The organism is Oceanisphaera sp. (genome assembly GCF_052084945.1).
In the GTDB taxonomy this organism is placed as follows: Bacteria; Pseudomonadota; Gammaproteobacteria; order Enterobacterales; family Aeromonadaceae; genus Oceanimonas.
Genome location: NZ_JBQDEX010000003.1, coordinates 1 through 18,511, shown reverse-complemented (window position 1 = coordinate 18,511; position 18,511 = coordinate 1). Strand labels below are relative to the sequence as shown.

Genomic DNA, 18,511 nt, shown 5'->3' with positions numbered 1-18,511 from the left:
GAACGCACGGACGCAGTTCACGGGCGACAAGGGAATAAGAGCCTTTAATGGTAAGAGCTCGCCTGTTGATGGTTTGGTGTTTGGCTCTTACCATTTAGATAGCTTTGGTACTTTCAGATCTGATCTCTATTTTTCTGTGGGTTCAGTGGATTCCGTTGCAGAAATAGCCCTAGTCTTTAAAGCCCTAAGCAAGATCCTGATGTGCATCAGAAAGACGTCATAGAAACAGACACCGCTCTATGTTTCGCTGGTCCCCTTCACTCTTCACGCCTTACCCTTCACATTTTAAAAGCAAAAAGGGAGCCGAAGCTCCCTTTTTATTTCACGCTAGTTAAAGCTGTGATTAGCCACCTACTGCAATGTTTTGCATGTCGGTCATGTAAGAACGCAAGGTCTTACCGATGATCTCAACAGGGTGGTTACGAATAGCCTCGTTCACTTCAATCAGACGACGGTTGTCTACTGAGTTAGTGTCAACTTCAAAGCCTTTACCAATCACGTTAGTGCTAACGCTTGGCATAAACTTCTCGCGCAGCAATGGCACAGCAGCGTTAGCGAACAGGTAGTTACCGTATTCTGCCGTGTCAGAAATAACCACGTTCATTTCGTACAGACGTTTACGGGCAACTGTATTGGCAATCAGTGGCAGCTCGTGCAAAGACTCGTAGTAGGCAGACTCGTCTATGATGCCAGATGCCGTCATGGCTTCAAACGCTAGCTCAACACCGGCTTTAACCATGGCAACCAATAAAATGCCGTGGTCAAAGTACTCTTGCTCGTCGATGGCAACATCAGTGGCTGGATACTGCTCGAAGCTAGTATCGGCCGTTTCTTCACGCCACGTTAGTAGGTCTTTATCATCGTTTGCCCAGTCAGCCATCATACCGGCTGAGAAGTTACCCTGAATGATGTCATCCATGTGTTTGTTGAACAGAGGACGCATCAGCTCTTTCAACTCTTCAGACAGATCAAACGCTTTAATTTTTGCAGGGTTAGACAAACGGTCCATCATGTTAGTGATGCCGCCTTGCTTCAATGCTTCTGTGATGGTTTCCCAACCAAACTGGATTAGCTTGCCTGCATAACCGGCGTCGATGCCGTCGGCCAGCATTTTGTCGTGAGCTAAAATCGCACCCGCTTGCAGCATGCCACACAGAATAGTTTGCTCGCCCATTAAGTCAGACTTAACTTCAGCAACAAAAGAAGACTCTAACACGCCAGCACGGTCGCCGCCGGTTGCAGATGCCCATGCTTTAGCAATGGCTAAGCCTTCGCCTTTGGCATCGTTTACTGGGTGTACGGCAATCAGGGTAGGAACACCAAAGCCACGCTTATATTCTTCACGTACTTCAGTACCTGGGCACTTAGGCGCAACCATCACTACGGTAATGTCTTTACGAATTTCCATGCCTTCTTCAACAATGTTGAAGCCATGAGAGTAACCTAAAGCCGCGCCTTCTTTCATTAACGGCATAACAGCGTTAACGGCTGAGGTGTGCTGTTTATCTGGGGTTAGGTTCATTACTAAGTCGGCCGTTGGGATCAACTCTTTGTAAGTACCTACTTTAAAGCCATTTTCAGTGGCTTGCTTGAATGACGCACGTTGCTCAGCAATGGCTTCGTCACGCAATGCATAAGCAACATCTAGGCCTGAATCACGCATGTTCAAACCTTGGTTTAAACCCTGTGCGCCACAACCGACAATAACCACTTTTTTACCTTTTAGGTAATTACAGCCATCGGTAAACTCGTTGCGGTTCATAAAACGACACTTGCCCAGCTGGTCTAGCTGCTCGCGCAAAGTCAGGGTATTAAAGTAATTGTTAGCCATGAATGATCTTCCTATTAATCCATTTAATTTCAATTCCTGCACCGCTTAGCCTGTGGCTTGCGATGACGACCCAGTTACTATACCTCAAGCGTGTCATTGCTTAAAATGATATATTCGAAATAGAGTGTTGCAATTTATGCAACGATAAGAGCTGCGCCAAGCGTCTGGTGCCCAGCACCTAGCTAAAATAAGACACCGCTTTGGTTTTCTTTGGGCTGGGCGCTTAGCGCTTGGTGCTATATGTTAAGGAGCTGTCGTGGACTTTCGTCATCTGGAACTATTTGTACACCTAAGCCAAAGCTTACACTTTGGTCATACTGCCGATGCCATGGCGGTGAGTCCCTCTACCTTAAGTCGCGCCATTCAACGCCTAGAGCAAGATACCGGCTGCGAGCTATTGGTGCGTGATAACCGCACTGTGGTACTCACACCGGCGGGAGCGCGCTTGCAGTTATTTGCACAAAGTTGGTTAAGTGACTGGCAACACCTTAAGCAAGAGCTCAAGCACGGCGATAATAACTTGCAAGGTCGATTGCGTGTCTATTGCTCTGTAACCGCCAGCTACTTTTTACTGCCAGGCATTTTAGAGCGTTTTCGCAGTCGTTATCCCAGACTAGAAATTCGCTTAGAAACCGGCGATCCGGCGTTAGCTATCGAAAAAATATTAAGTGATGAAAGTGAACTGGCCATTGCCGCCCGCCCCGATGCTCTGCCTGCTAAGGTACACTTTATTAATTTACAAACCGTGCCCATGGTGTTTATTGCTCCGACAATTGCCGGTCCAGTTAGCGAGCTCTTAGAGCAACGCCCACTGGATTGGCGTACTTTACCGGTCATTTTATCGGAGCAAGGAGTGGCGAGAAAACGTGCTAATCAGTGGTTTAAAGGCAGGAGCATTAGCCCCAACATTTATGCCGAGGTGGCCGGTAACGAAGCCATTATCGGCATGGTCGCACTCGGCTTTGGTATTGGTGTAGTGCCTAAAGCTGTAATTGATCACAGCCCAATGGGCGATAAAGTGCGGGTGTTATCCCCCACGCCCGCCCTGAAATCAATTGAGGTAGGGGTATGTTTATTGAAAAAGCGCTTAGACGACCCGCTTATTCAAGCCTTCCAACAAACCGCATTAGAACCGGTTTAGACAAAGCCATCATAAAAAGCTGAAACCATTTTTGCCACGGAATACACAGAAAGACACGGAAGAGGCAAATATCGCAAAAAACAAATTTATGTTATTAATTCTAGCCCAAAGGATTTTCGCTTTTGATCCCATCTTAATTTTTCTGTGGATTCCGTGTATTCCGTGGCGAAGAAATCTTTAGTCTTTTGCTGATCGCTTACGGCTTGTACCTGAAAGGCTGACGCCATGGGTCATTTAAGGCTAGAATGCCACTATAGCCTAAGGAGACAATCATGTTAGACCCTAAAAAATTAGAAGACATTACAAAACAGATCCAAAACAGCCTACCTAACGGTATTAAAAATATGGGTGAAGAGGCAGAAAAGCGCATTCGCACCGTATTACAGGCGCAATTGGGCAAGCTAGATATGGTGACGCGAGAAGAGTTTGATGTGCAAACCAAAGTATTACTGCGCACCCGTGAAAAACTCAATGAGATGGAAGCCACCTTGGCAAAACTAGAGCAACAGCTTAATGGCGACACTCACGCTAAATTAGAACAGCCACGGGATTATGATCAGTAATTCATCTTGGGTATTAGCCAAGCAAGTGCAACAGGCATGTTTGCAAACAGCACTTGCCGCCTATGAAGAAGGCGGTTTATTAGGCTTATGTCAGCAAGGACGTTTTGAGCTGGCGATGGATGCCATTGCGGCTCTCGATGTAACCTCGCTCACTCAACTACCGCCTTCTGGTGAAGAGCAGATATAAAAATAGGGAAGCAAGCTTCCCTATTTTTATTGTGCTACTGCTTATCGTGCGGTCTAGACTGAATTAAATAAACTCGTACGCATCACCAAATAACTGCTCTTGCACTATGCCCTGCTCTTTAAAGGCTTCACGAGCCACGCCCGCCATTTCAAACCGGCCAGCAATGTAAACGTCATAATCAGACAAGCTCACAAAATCTTCCATAATGGCCTCATGCACTAAGCCAGTACGCCCTTGCCAGTCGTCACCGCCGCTCTGTACCACAGGAATATAGGTCAGCGCTGCATGCTGCTCAGCCCAAGCTTTCATTTCTTGATCAGCATATAAATGCTCGGCATGGCGCACCCCCCAATATAGAAATATTGGTTGCTTTAAGTCATCGGCAATCAGCTGCTTTAAAATAGAGCGGGTATAAGCAAAGCCGGTGCCACCTGCCATTAAAATAACCGGGCGATGAGCATCTTCACGTAAGTGTGCTTTACCGGCGGGCAGCTGTACTTCAATTTCTCCAAGATCCTGCATACGCTTTAATACCTGCATGGCATAGGTATTATCGGGCGTTGCCCCTATGTGCAACTCAACAATACCTTCATCATTCATGGTGTTGGCAATAGAAAAGGGGCGCTTGTCGTCGTCTGCCATTACGACCAATAAATATTGTCCTGGTAGAAAGTCCACCGGTACTTCTGGCTTTAATCGTACATACCACAAGGTATCGGCCATTTCTTCGAGGGCTTGCACACTACATGTTACGTTCTGCATGACTATCCTTTGAGTTTATTCTGTTGAGTGCTCATATAAAATTTGCTGTTCTATTAGCCTAACCTGTATTCAAGTTAGAGTTAACTCCCCTAACGCGGGAATGACTTCTTATTCTGGGGGGGATAAAATACCAAGTTGCTCCCATAAATCATCGACTTTAGCGATCACCTCATCAGGCATCACTATGGGTGTGCCCCACTCTCTGTCAGTCTCACCTGGCCACTTATTCGTCGCGTCCATGCCCATTTTAGAACCCAGACCCGACACCGGTGACGCAAAGTCTAAATAATCAATAGGGGTATGCTCGATTAAAGTGGTGTCGCGGGCCGGGTCCATACGGGTAGTAATAGCCCAAATCACATCATTCCAATCGCGAGCATTAATGTCGTCGTCACACACAATCACAAACTTGGTGTACATAAACTGACGTAAATATGACCACACTCCCAGCATGACCCGTTTGGCATGACCTGGATACTGCTTCTTAATGGTCACAACAGCCATCCGATAGGAACACCCTTCGGGCGGCAAGTAAAAATCGACAATTTCCGGAAACTGCTTTTGCAAAATAGGGACAAAGACTTCATTAAGAGCCACCCCTAAAATTGCCGGTTCATCTGGTGGTCGCCCGGTATAAGTTGAATGATAAATTGCATCTTGGCGGCGAGTAATACGCTCAACGGTGAAAACCGGAAACTCATCAATCTCGTTGTAATAGCCAGTATGATCACCATAAGGACCTTCAGGTGCCATATCATCAGGGTATATATAGCCCTCTAATACAATTTCGGCGCTAGCGGGCACTTCTAAATCGCTGCCAATGCATTGCACCACTTCAGTGCGACTGCCTCGCAATAACCCCGCAAAAGCATACTCCGATAAGGTGTCTGGCACCGGTGTAACCGCACCTAATATGGTAGCAGGATCGGCCCCTAAGGCCACGGCGACTGGATAAGGTTTACCGGGGTTTGCTTGCTGCCACTCACGAAAATCGAGAGCCCCCCCTCTGTGGCTCAGCCAGCGCATAATGACTTTATTTTTACCCAATAACTGTTGGCGATAAATACCTAGGTTTTGTCGCTTTTTATGCGGCCCTCGGGTAATGGTCAAGCCCCAAGTAATTAACGGGGCAGCGTCACCTGGCCAACAATGTTGAATGGGCAATTGGGTAAGATCAACCTGATCGCCTGCTAATACCACTTCCTGACAAGGTGCTTTTTTTAGCCGTTTGGTAGGCATATTTAGCACTTGCTTAAAAATGGGGAGTTTTTCCATCAGCTCTTTTAAGCCTTTTGGCGGCTCTGGCTCTTTTAAATAGGATAACCAGCGTCCTACTTCACGTAACGAGCCCACGTCTTGTTGGCCCATACCCATGGCTACGCGCTTAGGAGTGCCAAACAAGTTTCCTAACACTGGCATATCAAACCCCTTGGGATTTTCAAATAACAGTGCCGGACCACCCGCTTTTAGGGTGCGGTCACAAATTTCGGTCATTTCTAGATAGGGGTCAATTTCATGCTGAATACGCTTGAGTTCGCCCTGAGCTTCAAGTTGCGCAATAAAATCACGCAAGTCCTTATATTTCATAGGTTTATTCCAAGAGCAACGACTAATATATAGAGTATACCCCGTTTAGTCTTAGCTTGTATTGACCAATAAAAAAACCGCGGGCACGCCGCGGTTTTATAAATAAGGGTCTTACTTTTGTTGACGTTTCATGGCATCAAAGAATTCATCATTGGTTTTAGTCATTGCCAATTTATCGATCAAAAACTCTATGCTGTCACTCTCACCCATAGGGTGAACAATTTTCCGTAAGATCCACATTTTTTGCAGCTCATCTGCCGTGGTCAATAACTCTTCACGACGAGTGCCTGAGCGCGTAATGTCGATAGCAGGGTAAATACGCTTCTCGGCAATTTTACGCGAGAGGTGCAGTTCCATATTACCGGTACCCTTAAACTCTTCATAGATAACATCATCCATCTTAGAGCCAGTTTCTACCAGAGCTGTGGCAATAATAGTTAAGCTACCACCCTCTTCTACATTACGGGCAGCACCAAAGAAACGCTTAGGTCGGTGCAGGGCGTTAGCATCCACACCACCGGTTAACACTTTGCCAGACGATGGCACGACTGTGTTGTAAGCTCGTGCTAAACGGGTAATAGAATCAAGTAAAATGATCACGTCTTTTTTATGCTCAACTAAGCGTTTGGCTTTTTCTATCACCATGTCGGCCACTTGTACGTGACGCTGTGCTGGCTCATCAAAGGTAGAAGCAATCACTTCGCCTTTTACCATGCGCTGCATTTCGGTAACTTCTTCAGGGCGCTCATCAATCAGTAGTACAATCAACACACATTCTGGGTGATTGTAGGCAATGCTTTGGGCAATATTTTGCAGCAGCATAGTTTTACCGGCTTTTGGCGGTGCCACAATTAAGCCACGCTGGCCTTTACCAATTGGTGAGGCTAAATCCAATACCCGTGCAGTAATATCTTCTGTTGAACCATTGCCACGTTCCATTTTCATGCGTTCATCAGCATGTAAGGGGGTGAGGTTTTCAAACAGAATTTTACTGCGGGCGTTTTCGGGGCGATCGTAGTTAACTTCGTTAATTTTTAACAGGGCAAAATAACGTTCACCGTCTTTAGGGGGACGAATTTTGCCCGCTAAGGTGTCGCCAGTGCGCAAGTTAAAGCGTCGAATTTGACTCGGCGAGACGTAAATATCATCAGGCCCCGCTAAGTACGAAGAGTCGGCGCTACGTAAGAAGCCAAAGCCATCTTGTAATATCTCCAGCACACCGTTGCCGAAAATATCCGCACCACCTTTAGCATGAGCCTTAAGGATAGCGAAAATAATGTCTTGTTTACGTAAACGAGCGAGGTTTTCCAAGCCCATTTTTTCTCCAAGCTTAACCAGCTCAGAAACAGGGGTATTCTTAAGTTCAGTAAGATTCATAGTGGTGGGTTTCTATCAACCAGGATATGTAAAATAGGAGGAAAAAGTCTGCTGGAGTTGAGACTTAAAATTGCAGGGCCACTAAATTGGCACAAATGTAGGTTAGCAAACGATCAATAAACTAGCACCAAAATCTCATGGCGTCTAGCAAAAACAAAAAGAGGTGCGTTGCGCACCTCTTTTTAACATTACAAGTTAGCGTCTAAAAACTCTTTTAACTGACTCTTAGACAAGGCACCTACTTTAGTTGCCGCTACTTCACCGTTTTTAAACAGTAACAAAGTAGGAATGCCACGAATACCAAACTTAGGCGGTGTTTCAGCATTTTCATCAATGTTCAGCTTGCCCACAGTCACTTTGCCTGCGTATTCATCAGCAACTTCAGCCAGAATAGGCGCGATCATTTTACAAGGACCACACCACTCAGCCCAAAAATCAACCAATACAGGGGCGCTTGCTTTAACCACGTCAGCTTCGAAGCTGGCATCGGTCAGCTGAATAATTTTATCACTCATCTCCAACTCCAATCCGTTGTTTTCTGTCTCAACACGCACGTTGAGGTAATTTAGTTGCCCTATTTCAAATGATCCTGTTTATTATTGCAAGCCTAACCTGATATTCTGAACGTTATGAGCAAAACACACCTAACTAATACAAAATTTGCCGAACTGGGTTTACAACCTCAAGTTGTTGCCGGTTTGAACGCAAAAAACTTTCATAACTGCACGCCGATACAAGCGTTGTCGTTACCCCATTTAATTGCTGGCAAAGATATCGCAGGACAAGCCCAAACGGGTACCGGCAAAACCATTGCTTTTTTAGCTGCCACTTTTAATTACCTATTAACCACTCCGGCCCCTGAACACCGAAAACGAAACCAACCCAGAGCCATTATTATGGCCCCCACCCGCGAACTGGCAGTACAAATTTATAAGGATGCAGACACCATCAGTGCCAGCACGGGCCTAAAGTTAGGCTTAGCTTATGGCGGTGAAGGTTACGAAGAACAAACTGCCGTATTAGACGCCGGCGTCGATATTTTAATCGGCACTACAGGCCGCATTATCGACTTCTTAAAGAAACAAGTCATCGACATGGGCGCCATTCAAGTAGTGGTGTTAGATGAAGCCGATCGCATGTTTGATTTAGGCTTTATTAAGGATATTCGCTTCTTATTTCGCCGCATGCCGCCGGCTCCTCAACGCATTAATATGCTATTTTCTGCCACGTTATCACTGCGAGTGCAAGAGCTAGCTTATGAGCATATGAATAGCCCAGAGCACGTTGAGGTTGAGCCTGAGCAAAAAACTGGCGTTAGTATCAAAGAAGAGCTGTTCTATCCCGCCCAAGAAGACAAACTCTTGCTACTGCTCACCTTGATGGAAAATGAGTGGCCAGACAAAGCCATTGTGTTTGCTAACACCAAACATAGCTGCGAAAAAGTACATGCTTGGCTTGCAGCAGACGGCCATCGTGTGGGTCTGTTAACCGGTGATGTTCCCCAACGTAAACGCAGCGCCATTTTAGATGATTTTACCCAAGGAACGCTGGATATTTTAGTGGCCACCGATGTGGCAGCCCGCGGCTTGCATATTCCTGATGTCAGCCACGTATTTAACTACGACTTACCTGATGATGCCGAAGACTATGTACACCGCATTGGCCGTACTGGTAGGGCGGGTTCGAGCGGCTGCTCCATTAGTTTTGCCTGTGAGCAATACGTGTTTAACCTACCAGCAATAGAAGCCTATATTGAGCACTCGATTGCGGTGAGTAATTACGACCGTAATAGCTTATTAGACGATGTCACGCCGCCACAACGTATTCATCATCACAGAGCGCACAGCCACCGTAAACCCGGCGGGCAGAGTCGTTCAGGAACAGCCTACCGTCGGCGTTCATAAAGTTAACGGAGCAACACATGAATAATGCCGCCCTCTATGCTGCTATCGATTTGGGCTCAAACAGCTTTCATATGCTGGTGGTAGACGAGGTGGCGGGAGCCTGCCGCACCTTGGCTAAAGTAAAGCGTAAAGTGCGGTTAGCCGCCGGTTTACAAGCTGACGGCAACCTAGATGATGCCTCATTGCAACGCGCTTGGGATTGCCTACAACTGTTCGCGGAACAACTGCAAGATGTTCCTGCTAACCATATTCGCATTGTGGGCACAGCCACCTTACGCCTTGCCCGCAATATTGATGTGTTTTTAGCTAAAGCCGAGACTATTCTAGGTCACCCAGTGCGCATTATTACTGGAGAGCAAGAGGCAGCCCTTATTTATGAAGGAGTAGCTTGGACTTCATCTGGCACTGGCCAGCGGCTAGTGATCGATATTGGTGGAGCCAGTACTGAGTTAGTAGTGGGCAACGGTGTTTCTGCTCAACTATTAAATAGCCTGAACATGGGCTGTGTTACTTGGCTATCGCACTACTTTGCCGATAATTTACTTAACGAGGTTAACTTTGAACGCGCCATAGTCGCAGCACGCCAGATATTAATGCCCGTGGCCTCAGCTTACCTCGCGTTAGGCTGGCAAACTTGTATTGGCGCCTCTGGCACCATACAAGCCATTCAAGAGATCATGATAAGCCAAGGGAAAGATGAACAAATCACCCTCAACAAACTGCAACAACTTAAACAAGAAGCCATTGCTTGCAAGCATATCAACCACCTTACTCTGCCAGGATTAACTGCCGAGCGCAGCCAGGTATTTCCATCAGGGTTAGCGATTTTAATTGCGTTATTTGATTTGCTCGCCATCGACGATATGGTGCTGGCTGGTGGCGCCCTACGTGAGGGGCTCATGTATGGCATGCTATTAGGTGAGCACCAAGAATGTGATGCCCGCGAGCGCACAGCAAACAGCCTCATTGAACGCTATCAATTAGATAGAGAGCAAGCTGAGCGAGTGCGCAACACCGCACTTAACGCCTTAGACCAAGTGGCTGATAGTTACGCTTTAGATACCAGCGCAAAGCCAATGTTGACTTGGTCTGCTGTATTGTATGAGTTAGGGCTGTGTATCGAATATAAAAAGGCGCCTGAACATGCCGCCTACATTATTCACCATATCGACTTACCAGGCTTTACTAGCCCACAACAACAGTTATTGGGAGCCTTGTTGTTGAATCAGCGAGACGGCTTTCAACTTGAGTCACTTACCACACAAAGTGCTATTGCCTGCGAGCAGGCTATTTTATTAGCACGATTATTACGCTTAGCCATTATTCTATGTCTACGCCGGACCCGAGGTACAGTACCTAACTTTCAGCTCACCGCGCAAGACAAGCAACTGACGCTGACACTTCCCCGCCATTGGTGCCAGGCTCATCACTTGCGCGCCTGTGAGTTACAACAAGAAGCCCAACGCCAAACCGAGCTCGGCTGGCCGTTAGTGATTGAAGAGCGTGAAGGGTGAAGGGTAAGATAACAATCAGAACTTAAAGACTTTCTCGCCACGGAATACACAGAAAACCACAGAAGTAAAAAATAAAAAGTATAATCCCGTATATTGTCCGTGTTCTTCCGTGTATTCCGTGGCAAAAGAGTTTTATGTTGAAAAAGGCGCCTCTCGGCGCCTTCTTTATTGCTAATAACCGCAGATTATTACTTCTGATCGCCGTATTTAGCCAGTTGTTCTTCTTTCAGCCAAATGGCTACTCGTTTGGCGAAGTAAGTCAAAATGCCATCGGCGCCAGCACGCTTAAAGCACAGCAACGACTCCATTACCGTCTCACGCTCTTTTAACCAGCCATTTTGAAAGGCCGCCATGTGCATGGCGTACTCGCCACTAACCTGATAAGCAAAGGTAGGCACCCCAAACTGATCTTTTACTCGGCGCACCACATCTAAATACGGCATACCCGGCTTAACCATCACGCTATCAGCACCCTCTTCAATATCAAAGGCCACCTCTTGCAGGGCTTCATCACTGTTGGCCGAGTCCATTTGATAAGTGGCTTTATTCGCGCCTTTCAAGTTGGCCGCAGAGCCAACCGCATCACGGAAAGGACCATAATAGTTAGAAGCATACTTGGCAGAATAAGCCATAATTTGCGTATTAATAAAGCCCGCCTCTTCAAGCGCTTCACGAATCGCACCGATACGGCCATCCATCATATCTGACGGTGCCACTATGTCGGCGCCTGCTTGGGCATGGCTTAGCGCCTGTTTCACTAATACTTCAGTGGTAATGTCATTCAGCACATAACCATCGTCATCTAAAATACCGTCTTGGCCGTGCACTGTAAAAGGATCTAGGGCCACATCAGTCATGACTCCTAGCTCAGGAAAGTTTTCCTTGAGGGCGCGCACCGCTTCTTGTGCTAACCCTTCAGAGTTATAAGCCTCTTCTGCCATTAAGGTTTTTTGGCTAGCATCAACCACTGGGAATAAAGCTATTAACGGTACCCCAAGCTTTACCAGCTCAGCGGCCTCTTCCAGTAGTAAATCAATGGATAAACGTTCGACTCCAGGCATAGACTCAACAGCCTGACGGCGCCCCACCCCAGGTAATACAAACACCGGATAAATAAGGTCATCCACAGTGAGCTTGTGTTCGCGTACCAGACGGCGGCTAAAGTCGTGTTTACGAGTACGACGTAGACGGCGTGAATGAAAACCACCAAATATTTGTTGAGTCATAGCTACTCCAAATTGAGTTCTAAATCGTTGCTAAATACAAAAAAAAGCGCGACTGGTCGCGGTTGTTTCAGCAATTAGTTGATCGGGATTATCGCCCCGACAGGCGGCAATACGCTGTGCAATGTGCGGTAAATAAGCAGGCTCATTACGGCGGCTTTTGGGCTTAGTGATGAGATCACGAGGGAGCAGATACGGACTGTCTGTTTCTATCATTAAACGATTTGCAGGGATCAGCGAGACCAGTTTCTGCAACGTTTGTCCGCGGCGCTCGTCGCAAATCCAGCCGGTAATGCCAATATGTAAATCAAGCGCTAAGCAGTCTTGTAGCTCAGCTTCACTACCCGTAAAGCAATGTAATACCGCGGCCGGTACTTTAGAGCGCCACGGTATAAGAATGTCCATAAAGCGTTGATGGGCATCACGGCAATGCATAAATACCGGCAATTGTAGTTCAGCCGCTAGTGCAAGTTGCGCTTCAAAAGCGGCCTCTTGTTGAGGGCGCGGCGAAAAATCGCGGTTGAAATCAAGTCCGCACTCACCAATGGCCACCACCTCTGGACGCAAAGCAAGCTCTCGTAACTCTGTTAAGGCCTGCTCAGTAAAGGTAGTGGCATCATGAGGGTGTATACCGGCTGTGGCATAGCAAAAGTCGGGCTCAGTGCTGGCATAATCCGCCACCGCTTGGCTTTCAGCCAAATTGGTGCCGGTTAAAATTAAGCCTGTTACGCCAGCAGTCTTTGCTCGCACTATCGCTTGATCTCGATCATGGTCAAACTGACTATTAGTAAGATTAACGCCAATATCAATCATGAAAGATCCTGCTCTGCTTCGTCATCATCGTCTGCTGTGCGAGTATAAAAACGGGCAAAAAACACTCCGACTTCAAACAGTAGCCACATGGGAATAGCCAATAATGTTTGAGAAATAATATCCGGCGGCGTTAACAACATCCCCACCACAAACACCACCACAATAACGTAAGCGCGTTTACTGGCTAAATCTTTAGGGGTAGTAACCCCCGTCCAGCATAATAAAATGGTGGCAATAGGAATTTCAAAGGCAATACCGAAGGCAACAAACAAGCCCAATACAAAATCGAGGTAGCTGGCAATGTCAGTGGCAATAGTGACACCTTCTGGCGCCATCTTGGTAAAAAAAGCAAAAGCCAATGGGAATACCACAAAATACGCAAACGCCGCTCCTGCATAAAATAGGAGTGCACTAGAAAAAACCAGTGGCGAAATTAGCTTCTTTTCGTGTTTATATAAACCGGGAGCAATAAATGCCCACACTTGATATAAGACATAAGGAATCGCTAAAAAAAGCGATACAATTAACGTCAGTTTCATGGGCGTTAAAAACGGGGTTGCCACCCCCGTTGCAATCATGCTGGTCCCTTCTGGCAACTGACGTAGCAAAGGCTCGGCTAGTATGCTGTAAATGTCATTAGCAAAGTATACTAACGCCAAAAATACCAGCAAAATAGCCGCAAATGCGCGCAATAAACGACTGCGCAGCTCCACTAAATGACTGATTAGCGGCTGATGTGGTTTGTTCATTTAAGACTTATCCTGCGGACCGGTAGGTGAAGATGTTTGCTTGTTTGCTTCTGTGTTGGCCGCCTTTTTTTCATAAGGGCGGGTCACAGAGTCAGCGGCGTCTTTTAGCTGATCCATAGACTCTTGTAACTCGGGGCTCAACTTTTTCATATCAAGCTGCTCGGCTTTTTTTAAGTCTTGATGCAATTCATCTAGCCGCAATTCCTGAGCAAGCTCAGTTTTCACCGCATTGGCTGTACTTTTTACCGTTTTAAAAAATCGAGAGACGGTTCTGATCGCGACTGGTAGGCGCTCTGGCCCTAAGACCAATAGTCCAATCACAGCGATCACCACAAGCTCCCAGAAACCGATATCAAACATGGCTACACTCGATCATTATCTTTGGTTTTTTCCTGACTTTCAGGTTTAATTGTCTCTGATTCTGTTTTATTTTCAGATAAAGATTCTTGTTGAAAGTCAGCATCTTGCTGCTCTTTTTCGCCATCTTTATCATCATCGCTCATGGCTTTTTTAAAGCCTTTTACTGCCGATCCTAAGTCGCCGCCAAGGCCGCGGAGCTTTTTAGTGCCAAACAAGAGTACAACAATTAATACTACAATAAGTAGCTGCCAAACACTGATTCCACCCATGATCGTTTCTTCCTCTGCAATAATATAAAACGGTATAATATCTTAGCTTAATGATACTACCTTGATGTTAGATCAAATTAATATGCAATTTTTTTCCAACCTAGCAACCATACAACCAAAGTGATAACCAAACCAGACATGGCTAACTCGGTTTTATCCATACCCAGTAATAGCGTACTGGCTAACAACAATGACGCGCCAATAGCCAATAAAAAACGACCTTTACCTTGACGCTTATTCTGCAGCGCAAAGGCTTGATACAACCCCTGTACTTGGCTCTGCTGCATCTTAGCTTGGCGCAAAGCGTCATAAACTAACTCAGGTAACTCAGGTAATTTTTCTGCCCAATATGGCGCTTTTTCTTTTACCGCATTGACTACGGCTTTGTATCCAACTTGGTGTTGCATCCATTCTTCTAAAAACGGCTTGGCTGTTTGCCACAAATCTAACTGCGGATAAAGCTGGCGACCTACGCCTTCTACATAGAGCAAGGTTTTTTGTAATAACACCAGTTGTGGCTGTACCGCCATATTAAAGCGGCGTGCGGTGCTAAATAGGTTGAGTAATACATGGCCAAAAGAAATTTCGGACAGTGGCTTTTCGAATATCGGCTCTAATACGGTACGAATTGCCGACTCAAATTCTTCTATCTTAGTATCAGCAGGAACCCAGCCAGACTCCACATGCAGCTCGGCAACCTTACGATAATCACGATTAAAGAAAGCCAAAAAGTTTTCAGCCAAATAGCGCTTATCATCTTTATTTAGAGTCCCCACAATCCCGCAATCTATGCCAATCCACTGCGGATCTTCTGGGTGTTCATACGAAACAAAAATATTCCCCGGATGCATGTCAGCATGAAAAAAGCTGTCGCGAAATACTTGAGTGAAAAAGACTTCTACTCCGCGCTCAGCTAACAGTTTCATGTTGGTGCCATTCGCCTCTAATGCAGCAATATCCGACACCGGTATACCATAGATACGCTCCATAACGAGTACGTCTTCTTGGCAATAGCTGGAGTATATCTCTGGCACATACAAGGTAGCCGAACCTTCAAAGTTACGGCGTAGCTGAATAGCATTAGCAGCCTCGCGTAATAAATTCAGCTCATCAAACAGTGTTTTACGGTACTCTTCAACCACTTCTACCGGACGAAAACGGCTACTGCGCTCTGGTACTAATCGCGCCACCAAGCCGGCTACCGATCCCATTAAACTCACATCAGCATCTATAACTTTATAAATACTAGGCCTAATAACCTTTATTACCACTTCTTCACCTGTGTGCAAACGTGCTGTATGCACTTGGGCGATAGAAGCCGAGGCGAGTGGCTTTTCGTCAAAGTTATCAAATAGCTCATGAATAGGTGCGCCTAAGCTGGCTTCTATTTGCTCTCGCGCTAAGCGACCATCAAAAGGCGGCACCCTATCTTGTAACATTGCCAGTTCTTCAGCAATATCGGGAGGTAATAAGTCGCGGCGCGTAGAGAGCATCTGTCCAAACTTAATAAATACCGGCCCTAACGCTTCACAAGCTAAGCGAATTCGCTCACCGCGGGATAAATTAGGGTGGCGATTTTTCAGCCAAAACAGGCTTTTTCTGGCAATGCGCGCCGGCCATATCTGTAATCGAGCCGGAATGAGTTCGTCCAATCCATAGTCGAACAAAGTTTTTCCAATCTGATAGAGTCGAACTAACTCACGCAACTTCTTCATGAATGCCTAACCTTATCTATTAGTGTCGCTAAGCGAACTTCCAGCTGCGACGCCTTATTATGTAGCTCAGATACATCATCATTAAAATCAGCAAGCTCTAACGCCCCTACTGCAAGGCGTACCTCTTCGACTGCATAATCACCGAGTTGCTTGCGTAAACTAATCGTCCTGTGCATGAATGCCGTCTTTAACTCGCCTCCATGACGACACAATAGGTGCGCAACAATGTCTCCAGTATAAGAGGACAGCCAAGCTTCAATATCTACGCTAGGATCTTTCAATAAAGCAGAAAAGTCTTGCCAAGGCGTAGGGTCACCCTGCAGATCAATGCGCCCATCACGGATATATTGCATCAACAGGCTCTTATCTTTTAGCAAGCCCAGTGCATTGAGTGACAAACTCAGATGACTATCCGCAACCCCTTCATACTCTTGTAATAGCAAAAGCTTGTCATCAGAAAAAACTAAATAAAGACTAATTAAATCGGTCACCGTTAGCTGTAATACTTTGCCTTGTAAAGGCGCCATTTGCTTTAATCGCTCACCATCTTGGTGAATAAAGCGATTAAAGACCGTCTCAAGGGTGCCATTAACTAAGGGGGGTAACAGTGCTTTCATCAAAATTTAAATCCGCGGTGCAGTGCCACCACGCCATCGGTGAGGTTGAAATACTCGACACTCTCTAAACCTGCCTCTTCCATCATGCCTTTTAACGTTTCTTGATCAGGGTGCATGCGAATCGACTCAGCTAAATACTGATAACTGTCACTGTCTTTAGCGACTAGGCTGCCCACTTTAGGCAAGACATTAAATGAATAAAAATCGTAGAGTTTATTCATTACTTCATGCTGTGGCTTAGAGAACTCTAGTACCAATAAGCGACCGCCTGGTTTAAGTACTCGCTGCATAGAAGCCAGTGCCTTATCTTTATTGGTCACGTTGCGTAAGCCAAAAGCAATGGTAATTAAATCAAAGTGGTTATCAGGAAAGGGTAAGGCTTCTGCATTCGCTTGCACATAAGAAATATTACTGCCTAAGCCTTTATTTCTTAATTTATCACGACCGACTTTCAGCATAGAGTCATTAATATCGGCCAAGACAACCTGTCCTGTTTCGCCCACAATACGTGAAAACTTCGCGGTTAAATCGCCAGTTCCACCGGCCAAGTCCAGCACTTTCTGGCCTTTACGAACACCGGAGCAATCAATGGTAAAGCGCTTCCATAGCCGATGGACACCAAATGACATTAGATCATTCATCAGATCATATTTTGCTGCAACTGAATGAAATACGCCGGCAACCATCTGCTCTTTCTCGTTGGCTTCTATGGTTTTATAACCAAAGTGAGTAGTCGACTTATCTTGTTCTGACATGCTGGGGGCACCTATAAAGTCAAAGTAAGTGAGTGTACTGCAAATATGCGGCCTAGACTAACGAGACGCCAATATGCTGGACGTTAACTGCATGCCTAAGTAGGTCACCATGATACAACAAACTACATTGAGGCACACATTCAACATCGCCTTAAGCCATTGACCTTGCTCAAGGAGTAGTAAACTATCGAGTGAAAAAGATGAAAAGGTGGTCAATGCCCCTAGTGTGCCGACCATGAGGAAGGGTCGCCAGCTTGTCGCATTTAATACCTGCTGCTGCACTAATACAAAAGCAGCCCCCATAATCAAGGAGCCCAGTATATTGACAGTCAGTGTGCCGTAAGGAAAAGTACGGCCCAGTGCTCGCGCCATGACATCGGTAATAGCAAAGCGTAATACGGCGCCTAGGGCACCACCTAGCGCAATAATTAACAAGTTATACATCTGTTAAACCAAGTAATAAATACGTATCAATATTTTGCTTAGTTTACGCTTAGCAAAGGAGAATGCCTAATGACATCAAAGGCAAAGCAGGAAGCAACGGCTATCTTGAAGGAGGGGTAATTAGCAGGGACTGCGCCCTGCTAATAACAAGCTCTAGGCTAAGCGCTCACGCTTAGCTTGTACCGACTCACCTGCTACACCAAAGTCTTGGGTAGCAATGTCTTGCAACAAAATACGTACAGTTTCAGGTTTGACATCTAATGCTTTTACACAAGCATCTGTCACTTCTTTAATTAACGCTTCTTTTTGCTCTTTGCTACGACCTTCAATTAACGCAATATTAAGAATCGGCATACAGGTTTCCCTTTAGTATAAGAATGAGCAGTCATTACAGTAAAAATTGTGAGCTGAGTCAAATTAAAACAATATTGCACCGCTCTAAGCAGTGCAATATATAAGGTCAGCGTCAATAGCGGCATGGTGCACCAAGGTAGTCGCGCGCTTTAGCCGCGAAATGGCGCGCAGCGCCATCCCATGCACGAGATCCACCCGTGGCGGTGGTGTGTGTTTGATACAACAAACAATAAAAAAAGCCCGATACATGAGTATCGGGCTTTATCTTGGTCGAATAAATTCGACCCTACTAATTGGGTGCCTGGCAGTGACCTACTTTCACATGGCAGCTGCCACACTATCATCG

At 46.0% G+C, this 18,511-nt stretch carries 20 protein-coding genes and 1 pseudogene; 6 read left to right on the top strand and 15 right to left on the bottom strand.

Annotated elements, in window-relative coordinates; translation table 11 throughout:
• The coding region (locus ACTHY5_RS00660) for a hypothetical protein (protein ID WP_441874945.1) at window positions 1-223 on the top strand (223 nt) is incomplete at its 5' end.
• A 120-nt stretch (window positions 224-343) separates the two neighbouring features.
• Here the strand turns inward: ACTHY5_RS00660 and ilvC are convergent.
• Window positions 344-1,831, bottom strand: a complete 1,488-nt coding sequence (ilvC, locus tag ACTHY5_RS00655; RefSeq protein ID WP_441874943.1) for a ketol-acid reductoisomerase — start codon at window positions 1,829-1,831, stop codon at window positions 344-346.
• Window positions 1,832-2,087: 256 nt separating this feature from the next.
• On the opposite strand from ilvC, the gene ilvY reads away from it, so the two are divergent.
• From ilvY to ACTHY5_RS00640, 3 genes are all read left to right on the top strand, one after another.
• Window positions 2,088-2,972, top strand: coding sequence for an HTH-type transcriptional activator IlvY (ilvY, locus tag ACTHY5_RS00650; protein WP_441874941.1), 885 nt, complete (start codon window positions 2,088-2,090; stop codon window positions 2,970-2,972).
• A gap of 272 nt (window positions 2,973-3,244) precedes the next feature.
• Window positions 3,245-3,535, top strand: a complete 291-nt coding sequence (gene ubiK / locus ACTHY5_RS00645; protein ID WP_441874939.1) for a ubiquinone biosynthesis accessory factor UbiK — start codon at window positions 3,245-3,247, stop codon at window positions 3,533-3,535.
• Complete coding sequence (locus ACTHY5_RS00640) at window positions 3,525-3,722, top strand: hypothetical protein (protein WP_441874937.1); 198 nt, start codon at window positions 3,525-3,527, stop codon at window positions 3,720-3,722. Before ubiK ends, ACTHY5_RS00640 begins: the two co-directional genes overlap by 11 nt.
• Before the next feature lie 63 nt (window positions 3,723-3,785).
• Here ACTHY5_RS00640 and fre read toward each other — a convergent pair whose 3' ends face one another.
• The 4 genes from fre to trxA form a co-directional block, all read right to left on the bottom strand.
• Entirely contained in the window at window positions 3,786-4,484 is a 699-nt protein-coding gene (gene fre, locus ACTHY5_RS00635; protein WP_441874935.1) for an NAD(P)H-flavin reductase, read from the bottom strand.
• A 108-nt stretch (window positions 4,485-4,592) separates the two neighbouring features.
• The gene (gene ubiD, locus ACTHY5_RS00630; RefSeq protein WP_441874933.1) at window positions 4,593-6,071 is read right to left on the bottom strand and encodes a 4-hydroxy-3-polyprenylbenzoate decarboxylase; all 1,479 of its coding nucleotides are present in this window, start codon (window positions 6,069-6,071) and stop codon (window positions 4,593-4,595) included.
• 111 nt (window positions 6,072-6,182) lie between these two features.
• Entirely contained in the window at window positions 6,183-7,448 is a 1,266-nt protein-coding gene (rho, locus tag ACTHY5_RS00625) for a transcription termination factor Rho (protein ID WP_441874931.1), read from the bottom strand.
• Between the two features lie 188 nt (window positions 7,449-7,636).
• Window positions 7,637-7,963: a thioredoxin TrxA gene (gene trxA / locus ACTHY5_RS00620; RefSeq protein ID WP_441874929.1), complete on the bottom strand. Its 327-nt coding sequence runs from the start codon at window positions 7,961-7,963 to the stop codon at window positions 7,637-7,639.
• 114 nt (window positions 7,964-8,077) lie between these two features.
• Here trxA and rhlB point away from each other — a divergent pair, with 114 nt between their 5' ends.
• Both rhlB and gppA read left to right on the top strand, forming a co-directional pair.
• The gene (gene rhlB, locus ACTHY5_RS00615) at window positions 8,078-9,352 is read left to right on the top strand and encodes an ATP-dependent RNA helicase RhlB (protein WP_441874927.1); all 1,275 of its coding nucleotides are present in this window, start codon (window positions 8,078-8,080) and stop codon (window positions 9,350-9,352) included.
• A 17-nt stretch (window positions 9,353-9,369) separates the two neighbouring features.
• Window positions 9,370-10,866 (top strand): guanosine-5'-triphosphate,3'-diphosphate diphosphatase, encoded by a 1,497-nt coding sequence (gene gppA, locus ACTHY5_RS00610; protein WP_441874925.1) that lies wholly within the window; start codon window positions 9,370-9,372, stop codon window positions 10,864-10,866.
• 188 nt (window positions 10,867-11,054) lie between these two features.
• On the opposite strand, the gene hemB is transcribed toward gppA, so the two are convergent.
• The 10 genes and pseudogenes from hemB to ACTHY5_RS00560 all read right to left on the bottom strand — a co-directional run bounded on the left by hemB (window position 11,055) and on the right by ACTHY5_RS00560 (window position 18,165).
• The gene (gene hemB, locus ACTHY5_RS00605) at window positions 11,055-12,092 is read right to left on the bottom strand and encodes a porphobilinogen synthase (protein WP_441874923.1); all 1,038 of its coding nucleotides are present in this window, start codon (window positions 12,090-12,092) and stop codon (window positions 11,055-11,057) included.
• A gap of 30 nt (window positions 12,093-12,122) precedes the next feature.
• On the bottom strand, window positions 12,123-12,902 hold the full coding sequence (gene tatD / locus ACTHY5_RS00600) for a 3'-5' ssDNA/RNA exonuclease TatD (protein ID WP_441874922.1): 780 nt from the start codon (window positions 12,900-12,902) through the stop codon (window positions 12,123-12,125).
• On the bottom strand, window positions 12,899-13,651 hold the full coding sequence (gene tatC / locus ACTHY5_RS00595; RefSeq protein WP_441874920.1) for a twin-arginine translocase subunit TatC: 753 nt from the start codon (window positions 13,649-13,651) through the stop codon (window positions 12,899-12,901). The genes tatD and tatC overlap by 4 nt, the downstream gene beginning before the upstream one ends.
• Before the next feature lie 63 nt (window positions 13,652-13,714).
• Window positions 13,715-14,011: pseudogene (tatB, locus tag ACTHY5_RS00590) on the bottom strand (Sec-independent protein translocase protein TatB); the annotation flags it as partial.
• A 2-nt stretch (window positions 14,012-14,013) separates the two neighbouring features.
• Entirely contained in the window at window positions 14,014-14,280 is a 267-nt protein-coding gene (tatE, locus tag ACTHY5_RS00585; protein ID WP_441874918.1) for a twin-arginine translocase subunit TatE, read from the bottom strand.
• Window positions 14,281-14,357: 77 nt separating this feature from the next.
• Window positions 14,358-15,995: a ubiquinone biosynthesis regulatory protein kinase UbiB gene (gene ubiB, locus ACTHY5_RS00580; protein WP_441874916.1), complete on the bottom strand. Its 1,638-nt coding sequence runs from the start codon at window positions 15,993-15,995 to the stop codon at window positions 14,358-14,360.
• Window positions 15,992-16,612, bottom strand: coding sequence for a ubiquinone biosynthesis accessory factor UbiJ (locus tag ACTHY5_RS00575; protein ID WP_441874914.1), 621 nt, complete (start codon window positions 16,610-16,612; stop codon window positions 15,992-15,994). Before ACTHY5_RS00575 ends, ubiB begins: the two co-directional genes overlap by 4 nt.
• Window positions 16,612-17,367 carry a bifunctional demethylmenaquinone methyltransferase/2-methoxy-6-polyprenyl-1,4-benzoquinol methylase UbiE gene (gene ubiE, locus ACTHY5_RS00570; protein WP_441874912.1) on the bottom strand — a complete coding sequence of 252 codons (756 nt, stop codon included), beginning with the start codon at window positions 17,365-17,367 and terminating at the stop codon, window positions 16,612-16,614. Before ubiE ends, ACTHY5_RS00575 begins: the two co-directional genes overlap by 1 nt.
• A 57-nt stretch (window positions 17,368-17,424) precedes the next feature.
• Entirely contained in the window at window positions 17,425-17,811 is a 387-nt protein-coding gene (crcB, locus tag ACTHY5_RS00565; RefSeq protein ID WP_441874910.1) for a fluoride efflux transporter CrcB, read from the bottom strand.
• Between the two features lie 153 nt (window positions 17,812-17,964).
• Window positions 17,965-18,165, bottom strand: coding sequence for a tautomerase family protein (locus tag ACTHY5_RS00560; protein WP_441874908.1), 201 nt, complete (start codon window positions 18,163-18,165; stop codon window positions 17,965-17,967).
• Between the last annotated feature and the right edge of the window lie 346 nt (window positions 18,166-18,511).

Bases quoted from the DNA above. Each gene is read 5' to 3' on its own strand.
- ilvC (WP_441874943.1), bottom strand. From the start codon at position 1,831: ATGGCTAACAATTACTTTAATACCCTGACTTTGCGCGAGCAGCTAGAC.
- ubiK (WP_441874939.1), top strand. From the start codon at position 3,245: ATGTTAGACCCTAAAAAATTAGAAGACATTACAAAACAGATCCAAAAC.
- ACTHY5_RS00640 (WP_441874937.1), top strand. From the start codon at position 3,525: ATGATCAGTAATTCATCTTGGGTATTAGCCAAGCAAGTGCAACAGGCA.
- fre (WP_441874935.1), bottom strand. From the start codon at position 4,484: ATGCAGAACGTAACATGTAGTGTGCAAGCCCTCGAAGAAATGGCCGAT.
- ubiD (WP_441874933.1), bottom strand. From the start codon at position 6,071: ATGAAATATAAGGACTTGCGTGATTTTATTGCGCAACTTGAAGCTCAG.
- rho (WP_441874931.1), bottom strand. From the start codon at position 7,448: ATGAATCTTACTGAACTTAAGAATACCCCTGTTTCTGAGCTGGTTAAG.
- trxA (WP_441874929.1), bottom strand. From the start codon at position 7,963: ATGAGTGATAAAATTATTCAGCTGACCGATGCCAGCTTCGAAGCTGAC.
- rhlB (WP_441874927.1), top strand. From the start codon at position 8,078: ATGAGCAAAACACACCTAACTAATACAAAATTTGCCGAACTGGGTTTA.
- gppA (WP_441874925.1), top strand. From the start codon at position 9,370: ATGAATAATGCCGCCCTCTATGCTGCTATCGATTTGGGCTCAAACAGC.
- hemB (WP_441874923.1), bottom strand. From the start codon at position 12,092: ATGACTCAACAAATATTTGGTGGTTTTCATTCACGCCGTCTACGTCGT.
- tatD (WP_441874922.1), bottom strand. From the start codon at position 12,902: ATGATTGATATTGGCGTTAATCTTACTAATAGTCAGTTTGACCATGAT.
- tatC (WP_441874920.1), bottom strand. From the start codon at position 13,651: ATGAACAAACCACATCAGCCGCTAATCAGTCATTTAGTGGAGCTGCGC.
- tatE (WP_441874918.1), bottom strand. From the start codon at position 14,280: ATGGGTGGAATCAGTGTTTGGCAGCTACTTATTGTAGTATTAATTGTT.
- ubiB (WP_441874916.1), bottom strand. From the start codon at position 15,995: ATGAAGAAGTTGCGTGAGTTAGTTCGACTCTATCAGATTGGAAAAACT.
- ACTHY5_RS00575 (WP_441874914.1), bottom strand. From the start codon at position 16,612: ATGAAAGCACTGTTACCCCCCTTAGTTAATGGCACCCTTGAGACGGTC.
- ubiE (WP_441874912.1), bottom strand. From the start codon at position 17,367: ATGTCAGAACAAGATAAGTCGACTACTCACTTTGGTTATAAAACCATA.
- crcB (WP_441874910.1), bottom strand. From the start codon at position 17,811: ATGTATAACTTGTTAATTATTGCGCTAGGTGGTGCCCTAGGCGCCGTA.
- ACTHY5_RS00560 (WP_441874908.1), bottom strand. From the start codon at position 18,165: ATGCCGATTCTTAATATTGCGTTAATTGAAGGTCGTAGCAAAGAGCAA.